Source organism: Pantoea rwandensis (assembly GCF_000759475.1).
GTDB classification, from domain to species: Bacteria; Pseudomonadota; Gammaproteobacteria; order Enterobacterales; family Enterobacteriaceae; genus Pantoea; species Pantoea rwandensis_B.
On the sequence record NZ_CP009454.1, the window covers coordinates 528556 to 553383 of the forward strand.

General features: G+C 53.9%; 23 protein-coding genes. 8 read left to right on the forward strand and 15 right to left on the reverse strand.

The genetic code is table 11. From position 1 onward, the window contains the following. Positions 1-6 precede the first annotated feature (6 nt). The 12 genes from atpH to ravA all read right to left on the reverse strand — a co-directional run bounded on the left by atpH (position 7) and on the right by ravA (position 12652). Positions 7-540 carry a F0F1 ATP synthase subunit delta gene (gene atpH, locus LH22_RS02320; protein WP_034830043.1) on the reverse strand — a complete coding sequence of 178 codons (534 nt, stop codon included), beginning with the start codon at positions 538-540 and terminating at the stop codon, positions 7-9. 14 nt (positions 541-554) lie between these two features. Beyond that, positions 555-1025, reverse strand: coding sequence for a F0F1 ATP synthase subunit B (gene atpF, locus LH22_RS02325; protein ID WP_034830044.1), 471 nt, complete (start codon positions 1023-1025; stop codon positions 555-557). A 107-nt stretch (positions 1026-1132) separates the two neighbouring features. Then, entirely contained in the window at positions 1133-1372 is a 240-nt protein-coding gene (gene atpE, locus LH22_RS02330; protein WP_003849523.1) for a F0F1 ATP synthase subunit C, read from the reverse strand. Between the two features lie 50 nt (positions 1373-1422). Further along, a complete protein-coding gene (gene atpB / locus LH22_RS02335) occupies positions 1423-2241 on the reverse strand; it encodes a F0F1 ATP synthase subunit A (RefSeq protein WP_038643975.1) in 819 nt (272 codons plus the stop codon). An 8-nt stretch (positions 2242-2249) separates the two neighbouring features. After that, positions 2250-2630 carry a F0F1 ATP synthase subunit I gene (gene atpI / locus LH22_RS02340; protein WP_034830047.1) on the reverse strand — a complete coding sequence of 127 codons (381 nt, stop codon included), beginning with the start codon at positions 2628-2630 and terminating at the stop codon, positions 2250-2252. Positions 2631-3343: 713 nt separating this feature from the next. Next, complete coding sequence (rsmG, locus tag LH22_RS02345) at positions 3344-3961, reverse strand: 16S rRNA (guanine(527)-N(7))-methyltransferase RsmG (RefSeq protein ID WP_038643976.1); 618 nt, start codon at positions 3959-3961, stop codon at positions 3344-3346. 47 nt (positions 3962-4008) lie between these two features. Further along, positions 4009-5898, reverse strand: a complete 1890-nt coding sequence (mnmG, locus tag LH22_RS02350; RefSeq protein ID WP_038643977.1) for a tRNA uridine-5-carboxymethylaminomethyl(34) synthesis enzyme MnmG — start codon at positions 5896-5898, stop codon at positions 4009-4011. Positions 5899-6339: 441 nt separating this feature from the next. Continuing rightward, a complete protein-coding gene (gene mioC, locus LH22_RS02355; RefSeq protein ID WP_038643978.1) occupies positions 6340-6780 on the reverse strand; it encodes an FMN-binding protein MioC in 441 nt (146 codons plus the stop codon). Positions 6781-6935: 155 nt separating this feature from the next. Then, complete coding sequence (asnC, locus tag LH22_RS02360; RefSeq protein WP_034830053.1) at positions 6936-7397, reverse strand: transcriptional regulator AsnC; 462 nt, start codon at positions 7395-7397, stop codon at positions 6936-6938. Between the two features lie 108 nt (positions 7398-7505). After that, positions 7506-9632 (reverse strand): 5-histidylcysteine sulfoxide synthase, encoded by a 2127-nt coding sequence (ovoA, locus tag LH22_RS02365; RefSeq protein WP_038643980.1) that lies wholly within the window; start codon positions 9630-9632, stop codon positions 7506-7508. A gap of 66 nt (positions 9633-9698) precedes the next feature. After that, entirely contained in the window at positions 9699-11159 is a 1461-nt protein-coding gene (gene viaA, locus LH22_RS02370; RefSeq protein ID WP_038643981.1) for an ATPase RavA stimulator ViaA, read from the reverse strand. Next, complete coding sequence (gene ravA / locus LH22_RS02375) at positions 11156-12652, reverse strand: ATPase RavA (RefSeq protein ID WP_038643982.1); 1497 nt, start codon at positions 12650-12652, stop codon at positions 11156-11158. Before ravA ends, viaA begins: the two co-directional genes overlap by 4 nt. Positions 12653-12951: 299 nt before the next feature. On the opposite strand from ravA, the gene kup reads away from it, so the two are divergent. Continuing rightward, positions 12952-14820 carry a low affinity potassium transporter Kup gene (gene kup / locus LH22_RS02380; protein ID WP_038643983.1) on the forward strand — a complete coding sequence of 623 codons (1869 nt, stop codon included), beginning with the start codon at positions 12952-12954 and terminating at the stop codon, positions 14818-14820. A gap of 12 nt (positions 14821-14832) precedes the next feature. Here kup and qseC read toward each other — a convergent pair whose 3' ends face one another. Both qseC and qseB read right to left on the reverse strand, forming a co-directional pair. After that, positions 14833-16164: a quorum sensing histidine kinase QseC gene (gene qseC, locus LH22_RS02385; protein ID WP_038643985.1), complete on the reverse strand. Its 1332-nt coding sequence runs from the start codon at positions 16162-16164 to the stop codon at positions 14833-14835. Further along, entirely contained in the window at positions 16161-16823 is a 663-nt protein-coding gene (gene qseB, locus LH22_RS02390; RefSeq protein ID WP_038643986.1) for a quorum sensing response regulator transcription factor QseB, read from the reverse strand. The genes qseC and qseB overlap by 4 nt, the downstream gene beginning before the upstream one ends. Positions 16824-16994: 171 nt before the next feature. Here qseB and LH22_RS02395 point away from each other — a divergent pair, with 171 nt between their 5' ends. From LH22_RS02395 to rbsR, 7 genes are all read left to right on the forward strand, one after another. Next, the gene (locus LH22_RS02395) at positions 16995-17390 is read left to right on the forward strand and encodes a YgiW/YdeI family stress tolerance OB fold protein (RefSeq protein ID WP_038643988.1); all 396 of its coding nucleotides are present in this window, start codon (positions 16995-16997) and stop codon (positions 17388-17390) included. Between the two features lie 168 nt (positions 17391-17558). After that, a complete protein-coding gene (gene rbsD / locus LH22_RS02400; RefSeq protein ID WP_038643989.1) occupies positions 17559-17978 on the forward strand; it encodes a D-ribose pyranase in 420 nt (139 codons plus the stop codon). Positions 17979-17985: 7 nt separating this feature from the next. Then, entirely contained in the window at positions 17986-19494 is a 1509-nt protein-coding gene (gene rbsA / locus LH22_RS02405) for a ribose ABC transporter ATP-binding protein RbsA (protein WP_038643991.1), read from the forward strand. Continuing rightward, complete coding sequence (gene rbsC, locus LH22_RS02410; protein WP_034830072.1) at positions 19491-20462, forward strand: ribose ABC transporter permease; 972 nt, start codon at positions 19491-19493, stop codon at positions 20460-20462. Before rbsA ends, rbsC begins: the two co-directional genes overlap by 4 nt. Before the next feature lie 27 nt (positions 20463-20489). After that, positions 20490-21365 carry a ribose ABC transporter substrate-binding protein RbsB gene (gene rbsB, locus LH22_RS02415; RefSeq protein ID WP_034830075.1) on the forward strand — a complete coding sequence of 292 codons (876 nt, stop codon included), beginning with the start codon at positions 20490-20492 and terminating at the stop codon, positions 21363-21365. A gap of 64 nt (positions 21366-21429) precedes the next feature. Next, entirely contained in the window at positions 21430-22359 is a 930-nt protein-coding gene (gene rbsK / locus LH22_RS02420) for a ribokinase (RefSeq protein WP_038643993.1), read from the forward strand. Between the two features lie 13 nt (positions 22360-22372). Beyond that, positions 22373-23356 (forward strand): ribose operon transcriptional repressor RbsR, encoded by a 984-nt coding sequence (rbsR, locus tag LH22_RS02425; protein WP_038649771.1) that lies wholly within the window; start codon positions 22373-22375, stop codon positions 23354-23356. Here rbsR and mdtD read toward each other — a convergent pair. Further along, positions 23353-24756 (reverse strand): multidrug transporter subunit MdtD, encoded by a 1404-nt coding sequence (mdtD, locus tag LH22_RS02430; protein WP_034830079.1) that lies wholly within the window; start codon positions 24754-24756, stop codon positions 23353-23355. The genes rbsR and mdtD overlap by 4 nt on opposite strands. Between the last annotated feature and the right edge of the window lie 72 nt (positions 24757-24828).

The window sequence follows — 24828 nt, forward strand, 5'->3', positions numbered from 1 at the left end:
GTCCCCTTAAGACTGCAAGACGTCTGCCAGACGATCAAGACGGCCGCGTACGCTACCATCAATGACCAGGTCACCCGCACGGATAACCACACCTGCCATTACAGACTTGTCAATTTTGCAATTCAGCTTAACTTTGCGTGACAGACGTTTTTCCATCGCGGCGCTGATTTTACTCAGCTGGCTGTCACTCAGGGTACTGGCAGAAATCACATCCACTTCGGCGGTCGCTTCATAAGCGTCGCGCAGTTGGATGTACTGTTCCAGTACCGCTGGAAGTGCTGTCAAACGTCCGTTTTCCGCCATTACCTTAATCAGGTTCTGAGCGGGTTCATCAAGTTGATCGCCACATACCGCGTTGAAAGAAGCAGACAAAGCTTCCGGCGCGAGCGCACCGGAAAGAAGATCTGCCATCTGTTCGTTGCGAGCCACTTCAGCGGCAAACGCCAGCATAGTCTGCCAGCGATCGATACTTTGATGCTCAACAGCAAAGTCAAAAGCTGCTTTGGCGTAGGGGCGAGCTACAGTAATCAGATCAGACATCAGCCCCTCCCTCCTTACAGTTCAGCGACCAGTTTATCAACGATGTCGCTGTTAGCAGCTTCATCCACGGAACGTTCGATGATTTTCTCGGCGCCAGCTAATGCCAGCAACGCGACTTGCTTACGCAGCTCTTCACGGGCACGTGAACGCTCGGCTTCGATTTCTGCCTGCGCTTGTGCCACGATGCGGTTACGTTCAGTCTCAGCTTCGGTTTTCGCTTCGTCCAGAATCTGTGCACGGCGTTTGTTCGCCTGCTCGATAATGACCTGAGCGTCTTCTTTCGCTTTTTTCAGCTGGTCGGTCGCATTGGCCTGCGCGAGATCTAAATCTTTCTTCGCGCGCTCAGCAGAAGCAAGGCCATCAGCAATTTCTTTCTGGCGCTTTTCGATGGCAGCCATGATCGGCGGCCATACATACTTCATGCAGAACGCGACAAACAGAATGAACGCGATGGCCTGGCCGAGGATTGTTGCATTAATGTTCACAGCACAATGCCTCTTATTAAGTTAACTTGCTCTGCCGCTATCAGCGATAAACGGCAGAATCCGTTCCTCATCACACCGGGTGCCATGAGTGAACAAGGCTACCAGGTTTAGGCGACCGCAAACATCACGTAGAGACCCAGACCTACAGCGATCATTGGGATTGCATCCACCAGACCCATTACAACAAAGAACTGCGTACGCAGCAGAGGAATCAGATCCGGTTGACGCGCAGCGCCTTCCAGGAATTTGCCTCCGAGGATGCCGATACCGATCGCAGCACCGATTGCCGCCAGGCCCATCATCACAGCGGCAGCCATGTACAGCAGATCCATATTCAGGTTTTCCATGACAGTCTCCAGTTTGTTTCAGTTAAAAGCTTAGTGTTGAGATAAAAAAATCAATGTTCTTCAGATGCCATCGACAGATAGACAATCGTGAGGACCATGAAAATGAAAGCCTGCAGCGAAATGATCAGGATGTGGAAAATGGCCCATGGCACATTCAACAACCACTGCGACCACCACGGCAGCAAGCCGGCAATCAGGATAAAGATCAGTTCACCCGCATACATGTTGCCGAACAGTCGCAGACCGAGTGAAACCGGTTTAGACAGCAGGCTAACACCTTCAAGAATCAGGTTGATTGGGATGAAGATCGGGTGATTAAAAGGCTGCAGCGTCAGTTCTTTGGTGAAGCCGCCAATGCCTTTCATTTTGATGCTGTAGAACAGAATCAAAATAAAGACGCCCAACGCCATAGACAGCGTGATGTTCACATCTGCAGACGGCACAACGCGCAGCGCTGGCAGGCCAAGATAGTGCTCACCGATAAACGGCAGCAAATCGATAGGCAGCAGATCCATGAAGTTCATCAGGAAGACCCAGACAAAAATTGTCAGAGCCAGCGGGGCGATAAGTTTGCTTTTACCGTGGTACATGTCGCGAACGTTGTTATCAACGAAACCGACAACCAGTTCGATAGCCGCTTGAAGTTTCCCTGGCACACCGCTGGTGGCGCTTTTTGCCACTTTACGGAACAACACCAGGAAAAGCAGTCCCAGTACCACAGAGAAAAACATGGAATCGATATTTAATACCCAGAACGTCGCAGGAGCGTCGTGCGGATTCACCAACTCGAAAGTACGCAGGTCCAGCTGAAGGTTATTCAGGTGGTGACCTATGTATTCTTGCGGAGTAGAGATTTCTCCAGCAGCCATGATGCCTCTTACCCTTTGTTGTTAATTACAGCCGGCGCGACGATCTGCACCACCAGCACCGATAACCAAGTGATTGCGAGTGGCCAGAAGACCGCTCCAAACACACCCAACGCCACCATGAGAAGAATGACTGTCGTGAAGACCTTCAACACTTCACCGAGGGCGAAGCTCCAGGCCACACGACCTTTGGCAGGCGTTTGATCCTGCAGGCGCCAGGCTAAAAACATAAACAACACATTCGGCAGCCAGGCTGCCGCTCCACCCGCGATGGCGGAGGCGCCCCAGATAACATCTTTCAGAGTAAAGAGTGCACCGATGATGACAAACGTCACCAGCTGGATCACCAGCACGGTCCGGGCTAATTTCACACTGTAAAGAGACACTGACATGGCGTTGAACTCTCCTGCCCCGAACGGGGTATGTCGCGTGTCGTATAAGACTGCCTTTACTCATTTGAGTCAAGCAGCAAAAGCCGTGCAAATTATACGGGCGCCACCTGCGATTTCAATCGGTAAGTAGCGAAAAGGTGAACAATTATTTAAATTTCTTTCTGGAGGGCTATTTTTCAAAACATCATCTTCCACTATGACTCAGCTAAATCGCTGAAATTGCCTTGTTGGCTTGCTTTTAAAGCGTGCTTCAGATCACATAATAGGCAATGCGCTGGCGAATGAATTTGTTTTAAGCATGAATTTTAAGATTTCAAAAGTGATGAAAGCTGTTTTTTATCATAACGATAGAATTACACATCCGACATCAGGTCATGATTTTCGATAAAAACACTCTATTGACATCGTACATCGCAATAAAAACGTAAAACTGATATTACGCACGCCGATTTATTGCAGAGTTATATTTTCTGACGTGACTATTTGCGCAGGTAAATACAGCCAATAAAGTGATCTAAGTGATAATGAAATGTGAAATGTTCGTTAAATGTAACAGAGCTTTTCGGATAATTTCCGTGGCGCTTGTTAACCGTCTCACCCTGCCCTGCCGAATAAAAGCTTTTGACTAAAAGTGTTCAACTGCTGTTTTTTTATTCAGGACGTTTTCACTGACTAAAGGTGCGGCGGGTGTTAAATCCGCACCTTTTTTATGGCTATTGGCGAGACAGCACCACTAAATGACGTTCACCATCCAGTTCTGGCACATGCAGAGATTCAATCTTCTCCACCACAAAGCCCGCAGGCAAGGCTGAAATTTCATCATCCGGACGCACCCCCTTCAGTGCGTAGAAGCGGCCTGAGGTGCCCGGCAAATGATGGCACCAGTTCAGCATGTCTTCCAGCGAAGCAAAGGCACGGCTGATAACGCCATCAAACGGTGGCTCTGCAGGGAACTCTTCCACACGACTTTGTACCGGGGTGATGTTAGTGAGCCCTAACTCATGTTGCACCTGACGCAGGAAACGGATGCGTTTTCCCAGGCTATCCAGTAGCGTGAAATGCGCCTGTGGACGGACAATGGCTAACGGAATCCCTGGCAGACCCGGCCCGGTGCCCACATCAATAAAGCGCTCGCCTTGTAAATGCGGTTCGACGACCACGCTGTCGAGAATATGGCGCACCAGCATCTGCTGCGGATCGCGTACCGATGTCAGGTTGTACGCCTTGTTCCACTTATGCAGCAATTCTACATAGCCGACGAGCTGCTGTTTTTGTTGATCGGTAAGAGAAATATTTGCCGCATCGAGCAGCTGGGAGAGTTTGTTAATCACAAGGAACGTTCCATAAACGGGGGCGAGTGACCTCGCCCCAGGGTCGATCAGGCACTTTTACGCAGCAGGCCCTGTTTTTTCAGGTAAATCAGCAAAATGGAGATCGCTGCTGGTGTAATACCTGAAATACGCGAGGCCTGCCCAATGGAGGTAGGTTTGTGATCGTTGAGTTTGGCGATCACTTCATTCGACAAGCCATTAACCTGACGATAGTCGAGATCGCCAGGCAGCAAGGTGTTTTCGTTGCGTTGCTGGCGGTCAATTTCTTCCTGCTGGCGTGCAATGTACCCTTCATACTTCACCTGAATCTCAACCTGCTCTGCAGATTGCTCGTCAGATAATGCCGGGCCATAACTCGGTAAGGTCATCAGCAGCTCGTAGGTCATTTCCGGGCGACGCAACAGATCTTCACCGCTGGCTTCTTTTGTCAGTGGCGCACTGATTACGCTATTCACTTCGCCCACATTGTCTGATTTCGGATGTACCCACAGATCGCGCAGACGCTGGCGCTCTTGCTCAATCAATTCCAGCTTCTGGTTATAACGCGCCCAACGAGCATCATCGACCAGACCCAACTCGCGGCCTTTTTCTGTCAGACGCAGATCGGCGTTGTCTTCACGCAGCATCAAACGATATTCCGCGCGCGAGGTAAACATGCGGTACGGCTCTTTGGTGCCGAGCGTGCAGAGATCGTCAACCAGCACACCGAGATAAGCCTGATCGCGACGTGGCGCCCAGCCCTCTTTGTCTGCTGAAGCACGTGCAGCGTTCAAACCGGCCAGCAAGCCCTGCGCCGCAGCTTCTTCATAACCGGTGGTGCCGTTGATCTGTCCGGCAAAGAACAGGCCGTGGATAAATTTACTTTCCAGCGTCGGCTTCAGATCGCGCGGATCGAAGAAATCGTACTCGATGGCATAGCCTGGGCGCACAATCTTCGCGTTCTCCAGACCTTTCATTGAGCGGACGATCTGCATCTGCACATCAAATGGCAAGCTGGTGGAGATACCGTTCGGGTAGATCTCGTTGCTGGTGAGCCCTTCCGGTTCAAGGAAGATCTGATGCGCATTACGATCGGCAAAGCGCATCACTTTGTCTTCGATCGATGGGCAGTAACGTGGTCCGATCCCTTCGATGATCCCGGCATACATTGGGCTGCGATCAAGGTTATTGCGGATCACATCGTGCGTTTGTTCGTTGGTATGGGTGATCCAGCACGGCACTTGTTGCGGGTGCTGTGAAACATTGCCCATGAACGAGAACACTGGCATTGGCGTATCGCCATGCTGCGGTGTCAGCACCGAAAAATCGATGGTGCGTGCGTCAATACGCGGCGGCGTACCGGTTTTCAGACGATTTACGCGCAGCGGCAAAGCACGCAGGCGTTTCGCCAGAGGAATGGATGGCGGATCGCCTGCACGGCCACCGCTGTAGTTATCCAGACCAATATGGATTTTGCCATCGAGGAATGTCCCAACCGTCAGCACCACACTTTTGGCACGGAATTTCAGGCCCATCTGCGTGACAGCACCGACGACGCGATCGTTCTCCACAATCAGATCGTCAACGGCCTGCTGGAAGATCATCAGGTTCGGCTGGTTCTCCAACGCCGTACGCACGGCCTGGCGATAGAGCACGCGGTCTGCCTGAGCGCGGGTTGCCCGCACGGCAGGACCTTTGCTCGCGTTTAGTATCCTAAACTGAATGCCGGCCTGGTCAATTGCCGTCGCCATCAAACCGCCTAAGGCATCCACTTCCTTCACCAGGTGTCCTTTCCCAATGCCACCAATCGCCGGGTTGCAGGACATTTGTCCAAGCGTATCAATGTTATGGGTGAGTAACAGCGTTTGCTGACCCATTCGGGCAGCGGCCATCGCGGCTTCTGTGCCCGCATGACCACCACCGATTACGATGACGTCAAAAGGATCTGGATAAAACATGAAGTGGGTCCTCGTTAATGTTCGGACAGGGATCGTTGCCCTGGGCGGTGGATTCTACTGAAATTCTGTCGACTGCGAAAGCCGCGGGATCCTGCGGTTTAAAAGAAAGGATCTTTATTCTTTTATATGATCTCTCTGTTAGATCTCTTATTAGGATCGCCCTGGTCTGTTGATAACCCGGAAAAGCAAAGTATTAACAGAGGATTAGAGAGGATCGTTTGCTGTGAATGATCGGTGATCCTGATCCGTATAAGCTGGGATCTAAATGGTCACTTATACACAGCTGAAAAAAGCAGCATGGGTTGTTATTGGGATAACTACCGGTTATACGCAAGATTAAGGCTATGTTATCCACAGAGAACGGCGTAAAAAAAACAATAAAACAGCGAAATAAACTGGGGATCGTTCACTTTTCCCGATCCCCCACCATGCTGGATCGTCTTAAATCTGCGTTTTCCAGGTCTCAACCCACACTTCAGCCGGATCTTCAGGAATCTCATGTTCGAGAACATCGATCTCCAGGCGATCGCCAATACGTTTGGCGCCTAATTGGTTGAGTTGCTCTTCCAGCAGCTTAATGGCCCCGCAGAAAAGGTCGTATTCATGGTTACCGATACCCACTGCGCCATAACGTACGGCAGAAAGGTCCGGCTGCGTCTCCTGCAATGCTTCATATAAAGGAAGCAAATTGTCAGGCAGTTCGCCCGCACCGTGCGTGGACGTTACAATCAGCCAGATCCCATCCTGAGGCAGCTCATCCAGCTCTGGCCCGTGCAGCACCTCGGTTGAAAAGCCCGCTTCCTGCAGTTTTGCTTCCAGATGTTCAGCGACATATTCGGCGCTGCCAAGGGTACTGCCACTGATTAAGGTAATATCGGCCATGATGTTCTCCCGCACTAAAGGCGAGCATTGTACGCTGTGATCAAGCCGTGATCCACCTGTGGAAAACAGGGTTAATAACAGAAAGCATCAGGCGACAAGGCGCATCACGCAAGTGATCCGCCAGGGAAAAGGTTGTGCACAGGAAAGAGAGGGAATTACGGCTTGATGGTACGCATGATCGGGTTTTGCAACGAGATCAGGGTTTCGGTGGACTGGATTTCGTCTATGGTCTGGATCTTATTGATCAACACCTGCTGCAGTGCATCGATGGATCGGCACATCACCTTAATAAAGATGCTGTAGTGGCCGGTGGTGTACCAGGCTTCTACCACTTCATCCAACGCCTCCAGCTTGCTGAGTGCTGCGGGATAATCGCGGGCGCTTTTCAGAATGATGCCGATAAAACAGCACACATCAAAACCCAACTGACGAGGATCGATTTCTACGCGAGTGCCCAGGATAATGCCTGCCTGGCGCATTTTTTCTACGCGTACGTGAATGGTGCCGGGGCTGACATTGAACTGTTTGGCCAGCTCGGCATATGCGGTGCGCGCGTTTTCCAGCAGCGCATTGAGAATGCCGCGATCAAGGTTATCCAGTTGCAGTTGTTCTGCCATCATCCATCCTCTTTAAATTCTTCTTCTATGAACAGTGGAGAATGTGCAGCAAATTAGCAGTACAGGCAAGGTGCAGACCGCGTGGTAGCCGCCGTCTGCACGCTTTTTTTATCGCTTACGCCAGATTGTGAGCTGCGCTTCGGTATGTTGATACTTGCGCGCCGTCTCGCGGATCACAAATGGCACATCCTGCGGCGGCACCACTTCTTCAAAGGCATCACGCAGCAAACGCTGCAATGCCTGATAGGTCGTCAAAGCTTCACCGTTCTCACGCACGCCGCCCAGCCAGTTCTCCTTCGGCGTGAATTCCTCCAGCCAGGTATATGGCGATGAAAGCACCAAAAGCCCGCCAGAGCGGATCATTGGGATGACGTCCTGCAGGAAACGTTTTGGTTGACGCAGACGATCGATCAGGTTTGAAGCCAACACCAGATCGTAACGATCCGGCTGCGGTTTAAGATTACAGGCGTCGCCCTGCACAAACTGAATGCGCGCCGCTTGCTCGTCACTAACATTGACGTCCTTCAGGCGCACCTGGCGATATTCCACCAGCTCGCCCTCTTCCGGGACCACATAGCGGAAGTCCTCTCCGGAGGTCAGCTGCAGCGCTACATCAATAAAGCGCGCGGAATAATCCATGCCTGTGACCGTCGCGAAATGGCGTGCCAGTTCAAAACTGGCACGGCCGGTAGCGCAGCCGAGATCCAGTGCCACACCACGTTGTTTGCAGTGCGGCAGCAGTTTTTCCACCAGCGCCACGGCGTAATTCGGCACGTTGTAGTAGCCCGGTCCGTACTGGAAATCGAGATACTGCGACACCATGCTGTCCGTTTCATACGGATTGAGTGCCATGGTCTCTTCATGTGAGGAGACCACATAGCGGAAACCGGCGTGCTGGAAGAAATGACGGCGGAAGGCATAACGAGCCGATTTCAACGCCTCGTTGCCAGTGGAAATCCAGCTGCCGCCTTTGATCAGCGCGTGTTTGCCATCAAAGGTCGGCGTCGAGAAATCGTCATACAGCGGATGGACCTTGAAACCCTCGAAGCCGTTGGTCGGCGTCGTGGTCCACTGCCAGACGTTGCCAACAATGTCGAAAAACTCGCCCTGCGCAAAGCGATCCACCGGACTGGATGAAGCCCAATAGGCCAGATTGATATTGCCGGGCGCGTCGATCCAGTCGGGCTGATCGCCGCTCACCTGCTCGCGTAACTGCATCCATTCGGCTTCACAAGGGAGTTGAATAGATTTGCCCGTCTCTTCCGCCAGCCAGCGACAAAACGCGGCGGCTTCAAGCTGATTCACTTCCGCTGGCCAGTCCCACGGCAAAGCGACTTCTTCGGTCATTAAGCGCAGTTTCAGCTGATCGGGTTGCGTAATCTCGCCGACCCAGAAGGTGGGCATTTGCGCGCCAGAAAATTCACGCCAGCCCCAGCCTTCCTCATCCCACCAGCGTTGATCCTGATAGCCGTTAGCAGCGATAAAGCGATAAAACTCAGCGTTGCTGACCAGCATTTTACTGGCCTTAAACGGTTTAAGCTCGGTTAGCTGACTGCCGTATTCGTTATCCCAGCCGTAGGTGTCATCCGTTTTTCCTTGCTGCACGCGACCGCCAGGCATCGCAATCAGCGAGTTATCCGGAACCGATGCGCGATCGTGGCGCGCCTGCGGACAAACCGGCCAATGCGCTTGCGGTTTTACCCATTCGATCGGTAGCTGGCGGATCAGCACGCTGGAGGTTTCCAGATGGATACGCTCATGTTCAATGCCCATCAATACCACCCACGCCGGGCTTTCCCAGGTGATCGGCAGTTCCAGTGGCATCGTACGGATAAACTCACTGACCAGATTTTTGACTTTGCCGCGGTAGTCGCGCACCTCTTCGACCGTCGGCCAGGCGTAATGGCTGTCGTTGAGATCGTCCCAGCTCATCTCGTCCACGCCGATTGCCATCATGGCTTCGATGCGATCGTCCACGCGATCATCCAGATAGCGGCCTGCCATTAGCTTATTCATGTAGAACGTAGCGGTGTGGCCAAAGTAGAATATCAGCGGATGGCGCAACGAGATCGCTTTGTTGAAATACGCGCGTTCGTCGGCAAGGCAATCAAACAGGCTTTCGTACAGCTCCCAGGTTTGGGTGAAATAGGCCAGCAGCTCGCTCCGTTTTTGTTCGGCGTTCTGGCCGGAGAGCTGCAAAGTGCGGGTCGGTGCAGGAAATTGGGCGGTGTTCACAAGATGCTCCAGATGCTCAGTGTGCGAACTATTCACTATAGCAAATAAGCATTTCTGTCAGATGAATTAGCGTTTCCAGCGGCGTAGCAGGCGGCTTTTCAGGCCGGTGTCGAAGCGCCAGATATGATCGAAGATACGCAAAATGCCAGGTTTGCCGTGGAGCGACATCGCCACCGCGTGGAAACGTTGTTGATGCTGGCGTTGACGTTGCTTGATGGCATTGATGGTGTCATCCGGCAACCGCTGGGCGATGAAGTCCGAGACGATCACCGCATCGGCCTCATCCCAGATACTCCCTTCCATACGTTTAACCACCGCAGCAAGACAAGCAGCCAAATCGGTGCCGCCGCGAAAACGCTGGCTAAGGAAACGGATAGCCTGTTCGATACCGCTATCGGCAGTCAGTTCGTAACCAATCACTTCGTGGGCGAACAACATGATGTAGCAACGACGTTTATCGGCTAATGCCACCTTTAACAGCGCAAGGCAGAAGGCTTTGGCGCAGCGTTCGTTGAATCCTCCCATTGAACCCGAAGTATCGACGCAGACGATAAATGGCCCGCGCGGTTGCTCTTCATGCTGCTGATGGCTCACCGGGCGCAGTGTGACTTTCTCGTGCCACGCATCGCCTTGTAACTGGTAAGTCAGCAGGCGCTTTTCCACCAGACGGCGATAAAACTCCAGCTCCAGCTCACTGATGCTCAGCGCCGCCAGCTCCGGCGGCAACAAACGCAGTACGTCATCGCTCTGATGAATGCCGCTGACCTCTTCCGGCACATGATCGGGCTCGCGCACCAGTTGGTGGAATGCTTCCAGCGGTGCATCCTGCGACGGCACCGATTTGGCTTCGCGGCTGCGGCCCAACTGCTGCGCCAGTTTCATTAATTCCGGCTGCTGTGCGAGGAAATCGCCATATTGCACAATCAGCTCATAATCACCGTGCTGAAGTGACGCTTTGCTCATATCCCACAAACGTCCGGCTGCGGCTTCATCATCGTCGGTAAGGATTGGCGCCAGCTGGCCACTGATTGCCATCCGTTGCTGCAGCTCGGCCATCAGACGTTCGCGCTGCTCATCAAGAAGGGTTTCGTTGAGCGTGAGCGTTTGCAGCGTCAGGCTGAGTCGCCAGCGTTGCAAAAACAGTGTGTGCTGGGCATTGCTCAGTTGTTCTATTTCGTTGTGCAGCAGCAGTTTGCTGGCTTCTTCGAGAAATGGCGACGGCAGGCCTTTTAGCTGCGACATGATGTGGGGAAGCTGGTGGCTGAAATCCTGCGTGCTGATCAATTGCATTTGCTGAAACAGCTGAAACTCCTGCGCCAGCGCTTCCGGCACCGGGGTGGTTTTCATCTGTTCAGCGATCTCGGTACGCCAGCGAGGTAAATCGCGCATCAACGCTTGTTTCATGCGCGGAAACTTTTCAAAAAACAGCGCCAGCTGTGGCGACGCGAGCAGTGCCAGAATCAACTCTTCGATTAACTCCGTTTCGCCAATCGATAGCAGCGTGCTCAGCGTCTCCAGTGAGATCATTTACGCGCCTGTTTCAGCTGTTCCGCCACGTCCTGCAGGCTGGTTTCAATACGTGCCAGCCAGTCATCGCTAATAAACAGGCAGCGCTGATGCTGGCTAAACAGCGTGCGCTGGGCGCGCAGCTGGGTATCCAGCGCATCATACTCATCCAGAATTTCCTGCGGCATGTCGCTGCTGCTAGTGGCTCCGGGAAGGGTTAAGCGCGTGGATTGCAGGCTGACATCGCGCAGCGTCAGGCAATGATGCGCGTCCACCAGCAGATCGAGCGTCTGGCCAAAACCGATACCGTTCAACTTTCCGCGGATTTCACCGCCTTTCAGCAACCATTGATTAAGCGCCTCATGGCCAATCAGCACATGCGTCACCTGCATATCGTGCAACGTCAGCGGCTGTTGCAGCATCAAAGTCAGTTGTTCGTCGGTGATGGCAGCAGGCAGTTCGTAATGCGGTTTGCGGCTAAACATGCCGCTGTGTTTTTCCAAAGTCAGCGCTTGAGCCACGCTCTGCTGCTGTTGCAGTGCCAGACGACGGGCTTTGATTTGCTGCAGCTTATGCAGCAGTGGCTGCTGCTGCCAGGCGTGTTGCGTCATCAGCACATCGATTTCACGATCTAACAGCTTCATCGAGGCGACGTCGTGCCACAGGCAATCTTTCAACAAGATGATATCGATGGGCGCAATGGTCACGCGACCGCTGTAAAAGGCGCTGGCTTGCAGCAGGTGTATGGCTTTTTTCCAGCGACGATCGGAGATGTAAGGCGCGTCAGGCAGCGTTTCCAGCTGCTGGCGCAGCTGATAAATCAGCTCAAACACATGATCGGGCAAACTCACCTGGCTGATGCCTTTCTGCCACTGGTGATACTCTTCATCACTGATGCGCAGTGCTTCCGTCACCGGATTATCGTTTTCATCTTGCTGGTGGGTGAGCATGCTGCGGAAGTTCTGCTTCTCATGCACGTTATCCAGCCATAGGCGAATCAACATGCGATCATACAAGGCTTCCAGCCCGCTATCGGCTTCTGGCAATTCGTTGGAAGCGGTCACCAGCAGGCGCATCGGAATCTTTTCTTCGCTGTCGCCATTGCGAAAGCGGCGTTCGTTGATGGCGGTGAGTAAGGTGTTCAAAATAGCCGGGCCGGCTTTCCAGATTTCATCAAGGAAGACGATTTCGGCATCCGGCAGATAGCCTTTGGTTAATCGCTGATAACGACCTTCATCTTTTAACGCCTGAATCGACAGCGGGCCAAACACTTCTTCAGGGGTGGAAAAACGGGTCATCAGGTATTCAAAGGCGCGGGCGTGTTGGAAGGCGTATTTCAGGCGGCGGGCAATTAAGCTCTTGGCAATGCCGGGCGGCCCCAGCAAAAACACGCTCTCGCCACTCAGTGCAGCTAATAAGCACAGGCGGATCGCATGATGCCGTTCATACAGCCCTTTCTCCAGGGCGTTACTCAGGCGAGAAATTCTTTCTGCCAAAAGATGGGGTTGAGCCATAATCACATCATTGTCCTTCTGATCCTGGAGCCGTCATATTCTGGCGAGCGCAATACTCTACTGGTTATCATGCTTGATTGCGTTGATAGCCGTCAGCTTTTTTGTTTCAGAAGGTTGAGGCGAGAGAACTCGCTGCTTCAGGCGGTTTTTCGCGCCTAATTTCGGCGAAAAACCGCCTCGCTGACGTCATGATGACATGTTGTAAGAGTAGGTTTTTTTGGGAATATGTGCATACTGTGCGCTTTTTGATGGCCTGAGCGGTAGGCAAGTGCCTCATCGGCTCCAACAAAAGACAACTTATGAGCTCGGATAAGAAGCAGTCCCTTGGCGCAGTCACACTCGCCGCGATTGGCGTAGTGTATGGCGATATCGGTACCAGCCCGCTCTATACTTTACGTGAATGTCTCTCCGGTCAGTTCGGCTTTGGCGTAGAACGCGAAGCGGTGTTTGGCTTTCTCTCGCTGATCTTCTGGTTGCTGATTTTAGTGGTGTCACTGAAGTACATCAGTTACGTGATGCGTGCCGATAACGCCGGTGAAGGCGGTATCCTGACCTTGATGTCACTGGCCGGGCGCAATACCGGTGCACGCGCGACGGCGATTCTTGTCATCATGGGGCTGATTGGTGGCAGCTTCTTCTATGGTGAAGTGGTGATCACGCCCGCTGTCTCGGTATTGTCGGCGATTGAAGGGCTGGAGATTGCGGCACCGAGCCTGGATGCGTATATCGTTCCGCTTGCGATTGCAGTGCTGACGCTGCTGTTTGTGATCCAGAAGCACGGTACCGGCATCGTGGGTAAGCTGTTCGCGCCGGTGATGCTGGTGTGGTTTATCATTCTGGCCGTGCTGGGCGCGCGTAGCATCATCAGTAACCCTGATGTGCTGCATGCCATGAATCCTTACTGGGCGCTGCACTTCTTTATCCAGTACAAAACGGTGTCGTTCTTCGCGCTCGGCGCGGTGGTATTGGCCATTACCGGTGTGGAAGCGCTGTATGCGGATATGGGCCACTTCGGCAAATTCCCGATTCGTCTTGCCTGGTTTATCGTGGTGCTGCCCTCGCTGGTGCTGAACTACTTTGGTCAGGGCGCGCTGCTGCTTAAACATCCCGAAGCGATCAAAAACCCCTTCTTCCTGCTGGCGCCAGACTGGATGCTGATTCCCATGCTGATTCTGGCGACGCTGGCCACGGTTATCGCCTCGCAGGCGGTGATCTCTGGTGTGTTCTCCTTAACGCGTCAGGCGGTGCGTTTAGGCTATCTCCCGCCGATGCGCATCGTGCACACCTCGGAAGAAGAATCGGGGCAGATTTACATTCCGGTGATCAACTGGCTGCTCTACTTCTCCGTGGTGATCGTGATTGTCGGCTTTGAGCACTCCAGTAACCTGGCGGCGGCTTACGGCATCGCGGTAACCGGCACCATGGTACTGACCGCGATTCTCTGCTCCACGGTGGCAATTCAGAACTGGCACTGGAACCGTTATCTGGTGGTGCTGATTCTGATTGGCATGCTGTGTATTGACGTGTCCTTGTTCTCGGCCAACCTGGTTAAAGTGTTCTCCGGCGGTTGGTTGCCGCTAACCCTGGCGCTGATGATGTTTATCGTCATGACCACCTGGAAAAGCGAGCGCTTCCGCCTGTTGCGTCGTATGCATGAGCACGGCAATTCGCTTGAAGCGATGATCGCCTCGCTGGAGAAATCTCCGCCGGTGCGCGTGCCGGGCACCGCAGTCTATATGTCGCGTGCCCTGAACGTGATCCCCTTTGCCATGCTGCATAATCTCAAGCACAACAAAGTGCTGCATGAGCGTGTGGTACTGCTGACGCTACGTACCGAAGATGCGCCTTACGTGCATAACGTGCGTCGCGTTACCATCGAACAGCTATCGCCCACCTTCTGGCGCGTGGTGGCGAGTTACGGCTGGCGTGAAACCCCGAACGTGGAAGAAATTTTCCACCGCTGCGGGCTGGAAGGTCTCAACTGCCGCATGATGGAAACCTCATTCTTCATGTCCCATGAATCGCTGATTATTGGCGATCGCCCGTGGTATCTGCGTTTGCGCGGCAAACTGTTCCTTGCGCTGCAACGCAATGCGCTGCGTGCGCCGGATCAGTTTGAAATCCCGCCTAATCGCGTGATCGAGCTGGGCACGCAAGTCGAGATTTAAGGATTAAGCGCGTCACCAGCTTAAGGTGACGCACAAGCCTTGAGGCTGCACATGGCTGAATGCGATGCGAATACCGTGCAGTTGCGCAATGTTTTTCACAATCGATATTCCTAAACCGCTGCCCGTTTGCGTCTGCCCCGGTGGTCGCCAGAAACGCTCACCAAGGCGCGCAAGCTGCTCATCGCTAACGCCTGACCCGTTATCTTCAATAATTATCGCCCGCGCGTTTAACGTGAACTGAATCTGGCTGCCCGGCGGCGCATAGCGCAGCGCGTTATCCAGCAGGTTACGCATCAGCAAATTCAACAGCAGAGGATGACCGTTCATCACCGGTTCGGCCTGTGCATGCAGTTGTAGATCCATTTTCTGCGCTTCCGCCTGCGGGAAATGTTCCACCAGCAAATTTTGCAGCAGCGGTGCCAGTGGCACTGGCTGGAATTCGCTGCGCAGATCGTCTGCTTCTACTCTTGAAAGCGTTAAGAGCTGATCCACCAGCCGGGTGGCGCGCTGGATGCCGCTATCAAGCTGCTGCAATGCCCGTTTGCGCATTGCTTCGTCATCATCCGCCAGCTGAATCACTTCACTCTGCACGCGCAGTGCCGCTAACGGGCTGCGTAGTTCGTGCGCCGCATCGGAGGTAAAACGGCGCTCGCGCTGCAGGAGTTGCGCCATACGGTGAAACAGCCCGTTTAATGCCGCCACCAACGGCTGCACCTCTTTGGGCAAGCGTGCTTCTTCGAGCGGTGTGGCGTCATCGGGTGCTCGCAACCGGAGTGATGCCGTCAGGCGCTTCAGCGGGCGCAATTCGAACCACACCAATGCCAGCAGCATCAGCAGCATAAAGGGCATGGCGTAAAGCCACGGCATCAAACTCGCCAGTGCCAGATCGCGCGTCATATCGTCGCGGTATTCCCACTCCTGTCCCACTACCACGCGATATTGTTTATCAGCAGAAGTCAGCCAAAGCAGCCGCCAACTGTCATCGTCGCCGCGCAGACGACCCTCGCGAAAACCGTCACGCTTATCATCAAACTGCATATCGCGCCCGTTCTCGCCATCGTTAAGCAACGGCTGGCCGTCCGCACGGAAAATGGCAAACGCCAGTGCATCATCATCCTGATCGCCGCGGTGATGGCGCAAAATGGATTTGGTTCCTGGCAGAGAGGCGGCGTGCAAGCTGGTGGGATCGAGTGACAGCAGGCGTTTGGCAAACAGCATTTGCTGGGTATCGAATAGCTCATTAACGGTGTCGCGGGTCTGATGCCAGGCACTGTAACTGGCCACCCCGCCGCACAGCACAATCAGCAGCACAAAGCCGATGGCGAGTCGTAGAAACAGACTCATTCTGCCGTACCGAGGGTATAACCTACGCCGTGCACGGTACGAATAAACGCGGTGCCGAGCTTTTTGCGCAGATGATGAATATGCACTTCTACTGCGTTGCTGGAGACATCGTCATCCCAGCTGTAGAGTTTTTCCTCCAGCTGGCTGCGGGTTAGCACGCGACCCGGATTGCGCATAAACAGCTCCAGCAGCGCCAGCTCCCGGCTCTTCAGGCTGATGGCTTCACCATCAATCCAGACGCTGTGGCTGCCAGGCGACATCACCACCTTGCCGTGTTTCAACTCGGGCTGTAGTTGTCCATGACGGCGGCGAATCAGCGCCTGTAAACGCGCGGCGACTTCAGCGAGCGCGAAGGGCTTACACAAATAGTCGTCAGCGCCTGACTGTAATCCTTGTACGCGCTGATCGAGTGCATCACGTGCGGTGAGGATCAGCACGGGTACATCTGCGCCCTGCTCACGCCATTGACGCAGGATCTCCAGCCCATCGCGCCCGGGCAGCGAAAGATCCAGTACCACGGCATCCCACGGTGCGGCCGATAGAGCCTGAAATCCCGCTTCGCCTGACACGAACCAGTCAACGCTGAAGCCGAGTTTCGTTAGCCCGACTTTCAGACCATCGCCAATCAGCGTGTCGTCCTCGATCAATAATATGCGCATGCGTTTCTCCTTAAGTGCAAGAGTCGTTATACGAAGCAAAAGTCGGCTTGTACAGCGTCAATCGCCGCAGATTGGCTATTTTTCGTGTTTTTTTACCCCTTAAGATCCTGTTAAGAACCCTATGCTGTAATAACCTCCGTATCCCACACATTCATGGAACAGAGGTGAAAAATGAAAAAGAGTGCAGCGCTAATCGCAATTGTGATGTTGGCCTCCACGCCGGTTCTGGCCGCACAACAGGGTGGCTTTGTTGACCCGAATGCGCCCAAGGCTCAGGTTCACGCAGGTGGCTTCCAGGCAGATAACACCAGTGTTGTGACTGTGAAGCAGGCAGAAGAGATGAAGGATGATAGCTGGATTACTGTGCGCGGTTATCTGGATAAGCAAATCGGTGATGAGGATTATCTGTTCCGCGACAGCAGTGGCAACATGAAAGTGGAAATCGACCATAAGCGTTGGCATGGACAGACCATCACGCCGAAGGATCAGGTTGAACTGACCGGCGAGCTGGATAAGGATTTTAATTCCATCGAGCTGGACGTTAAGCAGGTCCGCAAGCTGCCATAACACTCTTCAGAGCCGCTCAGGCGGCTCGCATCCCCCCAAACTCAAATTATCCCCGGCACAAGCGAAACGTTTCGATGGCGATCACATTTCCGTGATGACGTCATTGAGTTGACGCGCACATTTAATACACTCCCGCTCAGCGAAACGTTTCGCTGTGGAGTGGAAGAAATGAAAAAAGGTCGCTTGTTAAACGCTGAACTCTCTCATGTGATTGCCCGCCTGGGGCACACCGATACGCTGACGATTGCGGATGCGGGCTTGCCGATTCCGGCCGGACCACAGCGAATCGATCTGGCGTTGACGCCGGGAACGCCCGAATTTTTACAGGTGGTTGATGTTGTCACTCAGGAGATGCAAGTCGAAAGCGCCCTGATGGCGGAGGAGATCAAGCAACACAATCCGCAACTCCACAGCGCACTGCTCGCCGTGCTCGATGCCTTGCAACGGCACCAGGGGAATGTCATCACCATCCGTTACACCAGCCATGAACAGTTCAAACAAGAAACGCAGCGTAGTCAGGCAGTCATTCGCAGCGGAGAGTGTTCTCCGTATGCGAATGTCATCCTGAGCGCTGGCGTAACCTTCTGAGGTCGTTATGCAACCGTTATTGCAACTCAAAGGGATTGAAAAGTCGTTTCCCGGCGTAAAAGCGCTGAATGGCGCTTCACTGGCTGTTTATCCGGGGCGCGTGATGGCGCTGGTGGGTGAAAACGGCGCGGGGAAATCCACCATGATGAAAGTGCTAACTGGCATTTACAGCATGGATGCGGGCTCACTGCAGTGGCTGGGCAAGGATGTGGCTTTTTCTGGACCGAAAGCGTCGCAGGAAGCGGGCATTGGCATTATTCATCAGGAACTTAACCTGATTCCGCAATTGACCGTTGCGGAGAATATTTTCCTCGGTCGCGAATTTGTTAACCGCTTTGGCCGCATCGAATGGAACCGGATGTACGCCGAGGCGGATGCCTTATTACATCGTCTGAACCTGCGCTTCAACAGCCATAAGCTGGTGGGCGATTTATCGATTGGCGATCAGCAGATGGTTGAGATTGCCAAAGTACTTAGCTTCGAGTCGAAGGTCATCATTATGGATGAACCGACCGATGCGCTGACCGATACCGAAACCCTGTCGTTGTTCCGCGTGATCAATGAACTGAAAGCGCAGGGCTGCGGCATTGTTTATATCTCTCACCGCATGAAAGAGATCTTCGAGATTTGCGATGACGTCACCGTGTTTCGTGACGGGCAATTTATTGCCGAGCGCGCGGTGAGCGATCTCAGCGAAGAGAGTCTGATCGAGATGATGGTGGGTCGTAAGCTGGAAGATCAATACCCGCATATCGATCAGGCGCCAGGCGATATTCGTTTAACTGTTGAAAATCTCAGCGGGCCGGGCGTGGATAACGTTAGCTTTACTCTGCGCAAAGGGGAAATCCTTGGTATTTCCGGTTTGATGGGCGCGGGACGCACCGAATTGATGAAAGTGCTGTACGGCGCACTGCCGCGCAGCAAAGGCACGGTGACACTTAATGGCCGCGAAATCATCACCCGATCACCTCAGGATGGCCTCGCCAACGGCATTGTTTACATCTCCGAAGACCGTAAGCGCGATGGCCTGGTGCTCGGCATGTCAGTGAAAGAGAACATGTCGCTGACCGCATTGCGTTACTTCAGCCATACCACCGGTAATCTCAAACACAGCGAAGAGCAGTTAGCCGTCGGTGACTTCATCCGTTTGTTCAACGTTAAAACCCCTTCTATGGAGCAGCCGATTGGCCTGCTGTCTGGCGGTAACCAGCAGAAAGTGGCGATTGCGCGTGGCTTAATGACGCGCCCGAACGTACTGATTCTGGATGAGCCGACGCGTGGCGTGGACGTGGGTGCGAAAAAAGAGATTTATCAGTTAATTAACCAGTTTAAAGCCGAAGGGCTGAGCATCATTTTGGTGTCATCGGAAATGCCGGAAGTGCTGGGCATGAGCGATCGCATCCTGGTGATGCATGAAGGCCATCTGAGTGGCGAATTTTCCCGTGAGCAGGCTACCCAGGAATCCCTGATGGCGGCGGCAGTCGGTAAGCAACACAGCGAGGAGTTAGTTGTATGAGCACCCAAACCTTACCCGCCAGCCGTCGCTGGTTTAGCAAAGCCTGGCTGCTGGAGCAGAAATCGCTGATTGCGCTGATCGTGCTGATTGCCGTGGTGGCGAGCCAAAGCCCGAACTTCTTCACCGTTGCCAACATGTTCAACATTCTGCAGCAGACCTCGGTTAACGCCATTATGGCCGTCGGCATGACGCTGGTGATTCTGACTTCGGGTATTGATCTGTCGGTGGGCTCGCTGCTGGCACTCACTGGTGCGGTCGCAGCTTCGATTGTCGGTTTGGAAGTGAATGCGCTGGTGGCAGTAGCGGCTTCGCTGGCACTGGGTGCGGCAATTGGCGGTATTACCGGCGTGATTGTGGCGCGCGGCAAGGTACAGGCGTTTATCGCCACGCTGGTCATGATGCTGCTGCTGCGCGGCGTCACCATGGTGTACACCAACGGCAGCCCGATCAATACCGGTTTTAGTGATAACGCCGATCTGTTTGGCTGGTTTGGTATTGGTCGTCCGCTGGGCATCCCAACGCCGGTGTGGCTGATGGCAGTGGTGTTCGCGCTGGCGTGGTACATGCTGCATCACACGCGCCTCGGTCGTTACATCTATGCGTTAGGCGGCAATGAAGCGGCGACACGTCTGTCAGGTATCAACGTTAACCGCGTCAAAATCATCGTCTATTCGCTGTGTGGTCTGTTGGCGGCGCTGGCGGGCACCATCGAAGTCGCGCGTCTTTCCTCTGCGCAACCGACGGCAGGCACCGGTTATGAACTGGATGCGATTGCGGCGGTGGTATTAGGCGGAACCAGCCTGGCGGGCGGCAAAGGTCGCATTATGGGCACGCTGATTGGCGCGCTGATCCTGGGTTTCCTGAACAACGGCCTGAATCTGATGGGCGTATCTTCTTACTACCAAATGATTGTTAAAGCCGTTGTCATTCTGCTGGCGGTGCTGGTGGATAACAAAAGCAGCAAATAACTCTGACCTTCACACAGGACTCTATAAATGAAAAAGTTAACTGCATTGGCCGTCATCCTTGGCGCCACCCTCAGTGCTGGCGCGATGGCTAAGGACACCATTGCGCTGGTTGTATCAACGCTGAATAATCCGTTCTTTGTGTCTCTGAAAGATGGCGCACAGAAAGAAGCCGACAAACTGGGTTATAACCTGGTGGTGCTGGATTCGCAGAATAACCCGGCGAAAGAGCTGGCGAACGTACAGGACCTGACTGTGCGTGGCACCAAGCTGATGCTGATTAACCCAACGGATTCTGATGCCGTGGGTAATGCCGTGAAGATGGCCAACCAGGCTAACATTCCGGTGATCACCCTGGACCGCGTGGCGGCACAGGGCACCGTGGTGAGCCACGTGGCTTCTGACAACCGCTTCGGCGGTAAAATGGCCGGTGACTTCATTGCGAAGAAACTGGGCGATGGCGCAAAAATCATTGAGCTGCAGGGTATTGCCGGGACTTCCGCAGCGCGCGAGCGTGGCGAAGGCTTCAAGCAGGCTGCTGATGCGCACAAATTTAATATCCTGGCGAGCCAGCCAGCAGATTTCGACCGTACTAAAGGTCTGAACGTGATGCAGAACCTGCTGCAGGCGCATCCGGATGTACAGGCGGTATTTGCTCAGAACGACGAAATGGCGCTGGGCGCACTGCGTGCGCTGCAGACTGCCGGTAAAACCGATGTGCTGGTGGTGGGCTTTGACGGTACCGCTGACGGTGTGAAAGCGGTAGAAGCCGGTAAACTGACCGCCACAGTGGCGCAGATGCCTGATAAAATTGGCGTGATTGGTGTGGACACTGCCGATAAAGTGCTGAAAGGCGAAAAAGTACAGTCGGTTAATCCAGTTGACCTGAAGCTGGTCACCAAATAAAAAACAAAGAAAAGCATGGCAACGCGCCACCGTCCTGGTGGCGCAACTTTCTGGATCACTCCCTATGAACACAAGCGCAAAACTGGCGGTACTTGGCAGCATCAATGCCGACCACATTCTGAACCTCACCCATTTTCCGCGTCCGGGCGAAACGGTGATCGGCAAACAGTATCAGATTGCCTTTGGTGGCAAAGGGGCTAACCAGGCCGTGGCGGCCGGTCGTGCTGGCGCGGATATCGCTTTTATTGCCTGTGTAGGTGAAGATGACATTGGCGAACGTATCCGCCAGCAGCTGCAGCAGGACCGTATTGATACTGCTCCGGTAGAAATCGTGGCAGACGAAGCCACCGGCGTGGCGATGATCTTCGTGAATGGCGAAGGTGAAAATAATATCGGCATTTATTCCGGTGCTAACGCGGCGCTGACGCCAGCTTGTGTCGATCGCCATCAGCAAGTGATTGCTGATGCTGAGGCCTTGCTGATGCAGTTGGAATCGCCGCTGGAAAGCGTGTTGGCGGCAGCGAAGATTGCGCATGCCAATGCCACGCAAGTGATTCTGAATCCAGCGCCTGCCACTCATTTGTCTGATGAGCTGCTGGCCTTAATCGATATCATCACACCGAACGAAACCGAAGCCGAAATTCTGACCGGCATCGCGGTGAAAAGTGATGAAGATGCGGCACGTGCGGCGCAGGCGTTGCATGATAAAGGCATCTCTACCGTTTTGATTACCTTAGGTCGTCGTGGTGTGTGGTTGAGCGAGCAGGGCGCAGGCGTGCGTATTCCGGGCTTCACCGTGCAGGCTATCGACACCATCGCAGCAGGCGATACTTTTAACGGTGCCTTTATTACCGCGCGTCTGGAAGGTGTCGCAATGCATGATGCCGTGCGTTTTGCCCATGCCGCCGCCGCGATTGCGGTGACGCGTCCGGGGGCGCAGCCCTCAGTGCCGTGGCGCACTGAGATCGATAATTTCCTGCAGCAACAGGGTTAAGCCTTTGGCGACCATGAAAGATGTCGCCCGCCTGGCGGGCGTCTCAACATCGACCGTTTCCCACGTCATCAATAACAATCGCTTTGTTAGCGAGCAGGTGCGGGAAAAGGTTGAGCAAGCGATTCGTGAGCTGAACTACGCACCTTCCGCTTTGGCGCGCAGTTTGAAGATTAATCAGACGCGTACCATCGGTATGCTGCTGACGGCCAGCAGTAACCCGTTCTATTCCGAAGTGGTGCGCGGCGTAGAAAATAGCTGCTATGAGCGCGGCTACAGCCTGATTCTGTGCAATACCGAAGGCGATGAAGAGCGCATGAATCGCAGCCTCGAAACGCTGATGCAAAAGCGTGTCGATGGCTTATTAATGATGTGCACCGAGACGCACCTTCCCTCTGCGGAGATCCTCAATCGTTATCCGTCCGTACCCATGGTGATGATGGACTGGGCGCCGTTTGAAGGGCGTGGCGACATCATTCAGGATAATGCGCTGCTAGGCGGCGAACTGGCAACGCAGCATCTGATCGATCGCGGATACACGCGTATTGCCTGTATTGCCGGTCCGCAGGATAAAACTCCGGCGCGTTTGCGTCTGGAAGGTTTCCATAAAGCCATGAGCAACAGTGGATTACCGGTGTTGCCCGGCTATGTGGTTGACGGTGATTTCGAATTTCAGGGTGGGTTTAACGCGATGAACCAGCTACTGACCCTTGAGTTGCTACCCGAAGCGGTTTTCACCAGTAATGATGCGATGGCGGTGGGCGTTTATCACGCGCTATTCCAGGCTGGTTTACGCGTGCCGCAAGATATTGCAGTGATGGGCTATGACAATATCGAACTGGCGCGTTATCTCACGCCGCCGCTCAGCACTGTCCATCAGCCTAAAGATGAATTGGGTGAACTGGCGATTGATACGCTGATTCACCGTATGAGCGATCCCGACGCCAGTCAGCAAACGCTGGTGCTGACGCCGGAGCTGGTGGAACGGGGTTCGGTTTAAGCGGTTTTCTTCTTTTTCTCACGATTGGCGATTAGATTGCGGCCATCGCCGGGACGCAACATCAGGAAAGCAAACGCGGACAGCACGGTAATCACGCCCATCGTCAGGAAGGTGGCGTGGAATTGCTGCACGGTTGTGCTCTCGAAATCCTGATAAAAACGCAGTACCGCCGCACTGACGGCCACGCCAAAGCTGATCGATACCTGCTGCGTTACCGCCAGCACGCTGTTACCACCGCTGGCATTCTCATCATTCAAATCGGCCAGGGTGATGGTATTCATCGCGGTGAATTGTGTCGACATCGCCATACCTAATACAAACAGTGCGGCTAACAGCATCAATACACTTTCACCCGGTGTCTGCAGTGAGAAGCTGGCGACAAGAATGCCGATGATGATGGTGATACCGACCAGCGTTTTACGATAACCGAAGCGACGTAGCACTTGTGTCACGGTGGATTTGGCCAGCAGCGAGCCAATTGCCGTTGGCCCCATCATGCAACCCGCTATCAGCGCGGGATAACCAAAGCCCACCTGTAACATCAATGGCATCAGGAACGGAATACAACCCGTGCCCAGACGTGCCGCGATATTACCAATGATGCCGACCGAGAAGGTTCGGGTCTTAAACATCGGTAAGTTGATCAGCGGTGCAGGATGGCGGCGTGCATGCACTATATATAGAAGCAATAGCGCGACACCGGCTAACAGCACCAGCACCGCCTGCCACGGCGACACGATGCGCTCTCCGAACAGTTCGATACCGACGGATATCAGCACCAGACCTAAGCCAAACAGAATGAAGCCGCCAAAATCAAAGCGGCGCTTAGGCGTGGTGAAGTCCGGCATATATTTACGTGCATAGAAGATGCCCGCGATGCCGATGGGAATGTTGATCAGGAATATCCAGTGCCAGCTGGCGTAGGTGACCAGCAGGCCACCGAGCATCGGCCCCAGAATTGGTCCGACTAATCCCGGCATGGTCACAAAGTTAAGTACCGGCAGCAATTCACTGCGTGGATAAGCGCGCAACAATGCCAGGCGCGCGACCGGCATCATCATCGCGCCGCCAACACCCTGAATAATGCGCGAGATAACCAGCATGCTCAGCGAGCCCGAAAGTGCACAAGCTAAAGACCCCAACGTAAACAGTGAAACGGCCACGATAAAGACTTTGCGCGTGCCGAAGCGATCGGCCAGCCAGCCGCTGACCGGGATCAGCATGGCGACAGTGAGCGTATAACTGATCACAGCAGATTGCATGGCAAGAGGGGAACGGTCGAGACTGGTGGCGATAGCAGGAAGCGCAGTATTGAGGATGGTGGCATCGAGGGCTTGCATGAAAAACGCCATTGCGGCGATCCAGGGCAAGCCGGCCATACTGCGCGCGGAGCGAATCATTGAAAGTCCTTCTTTAATAATTGTTCAGTCTGCAACAAAGAAAACGGCGTTGGACTAACAGAATAGCATTGG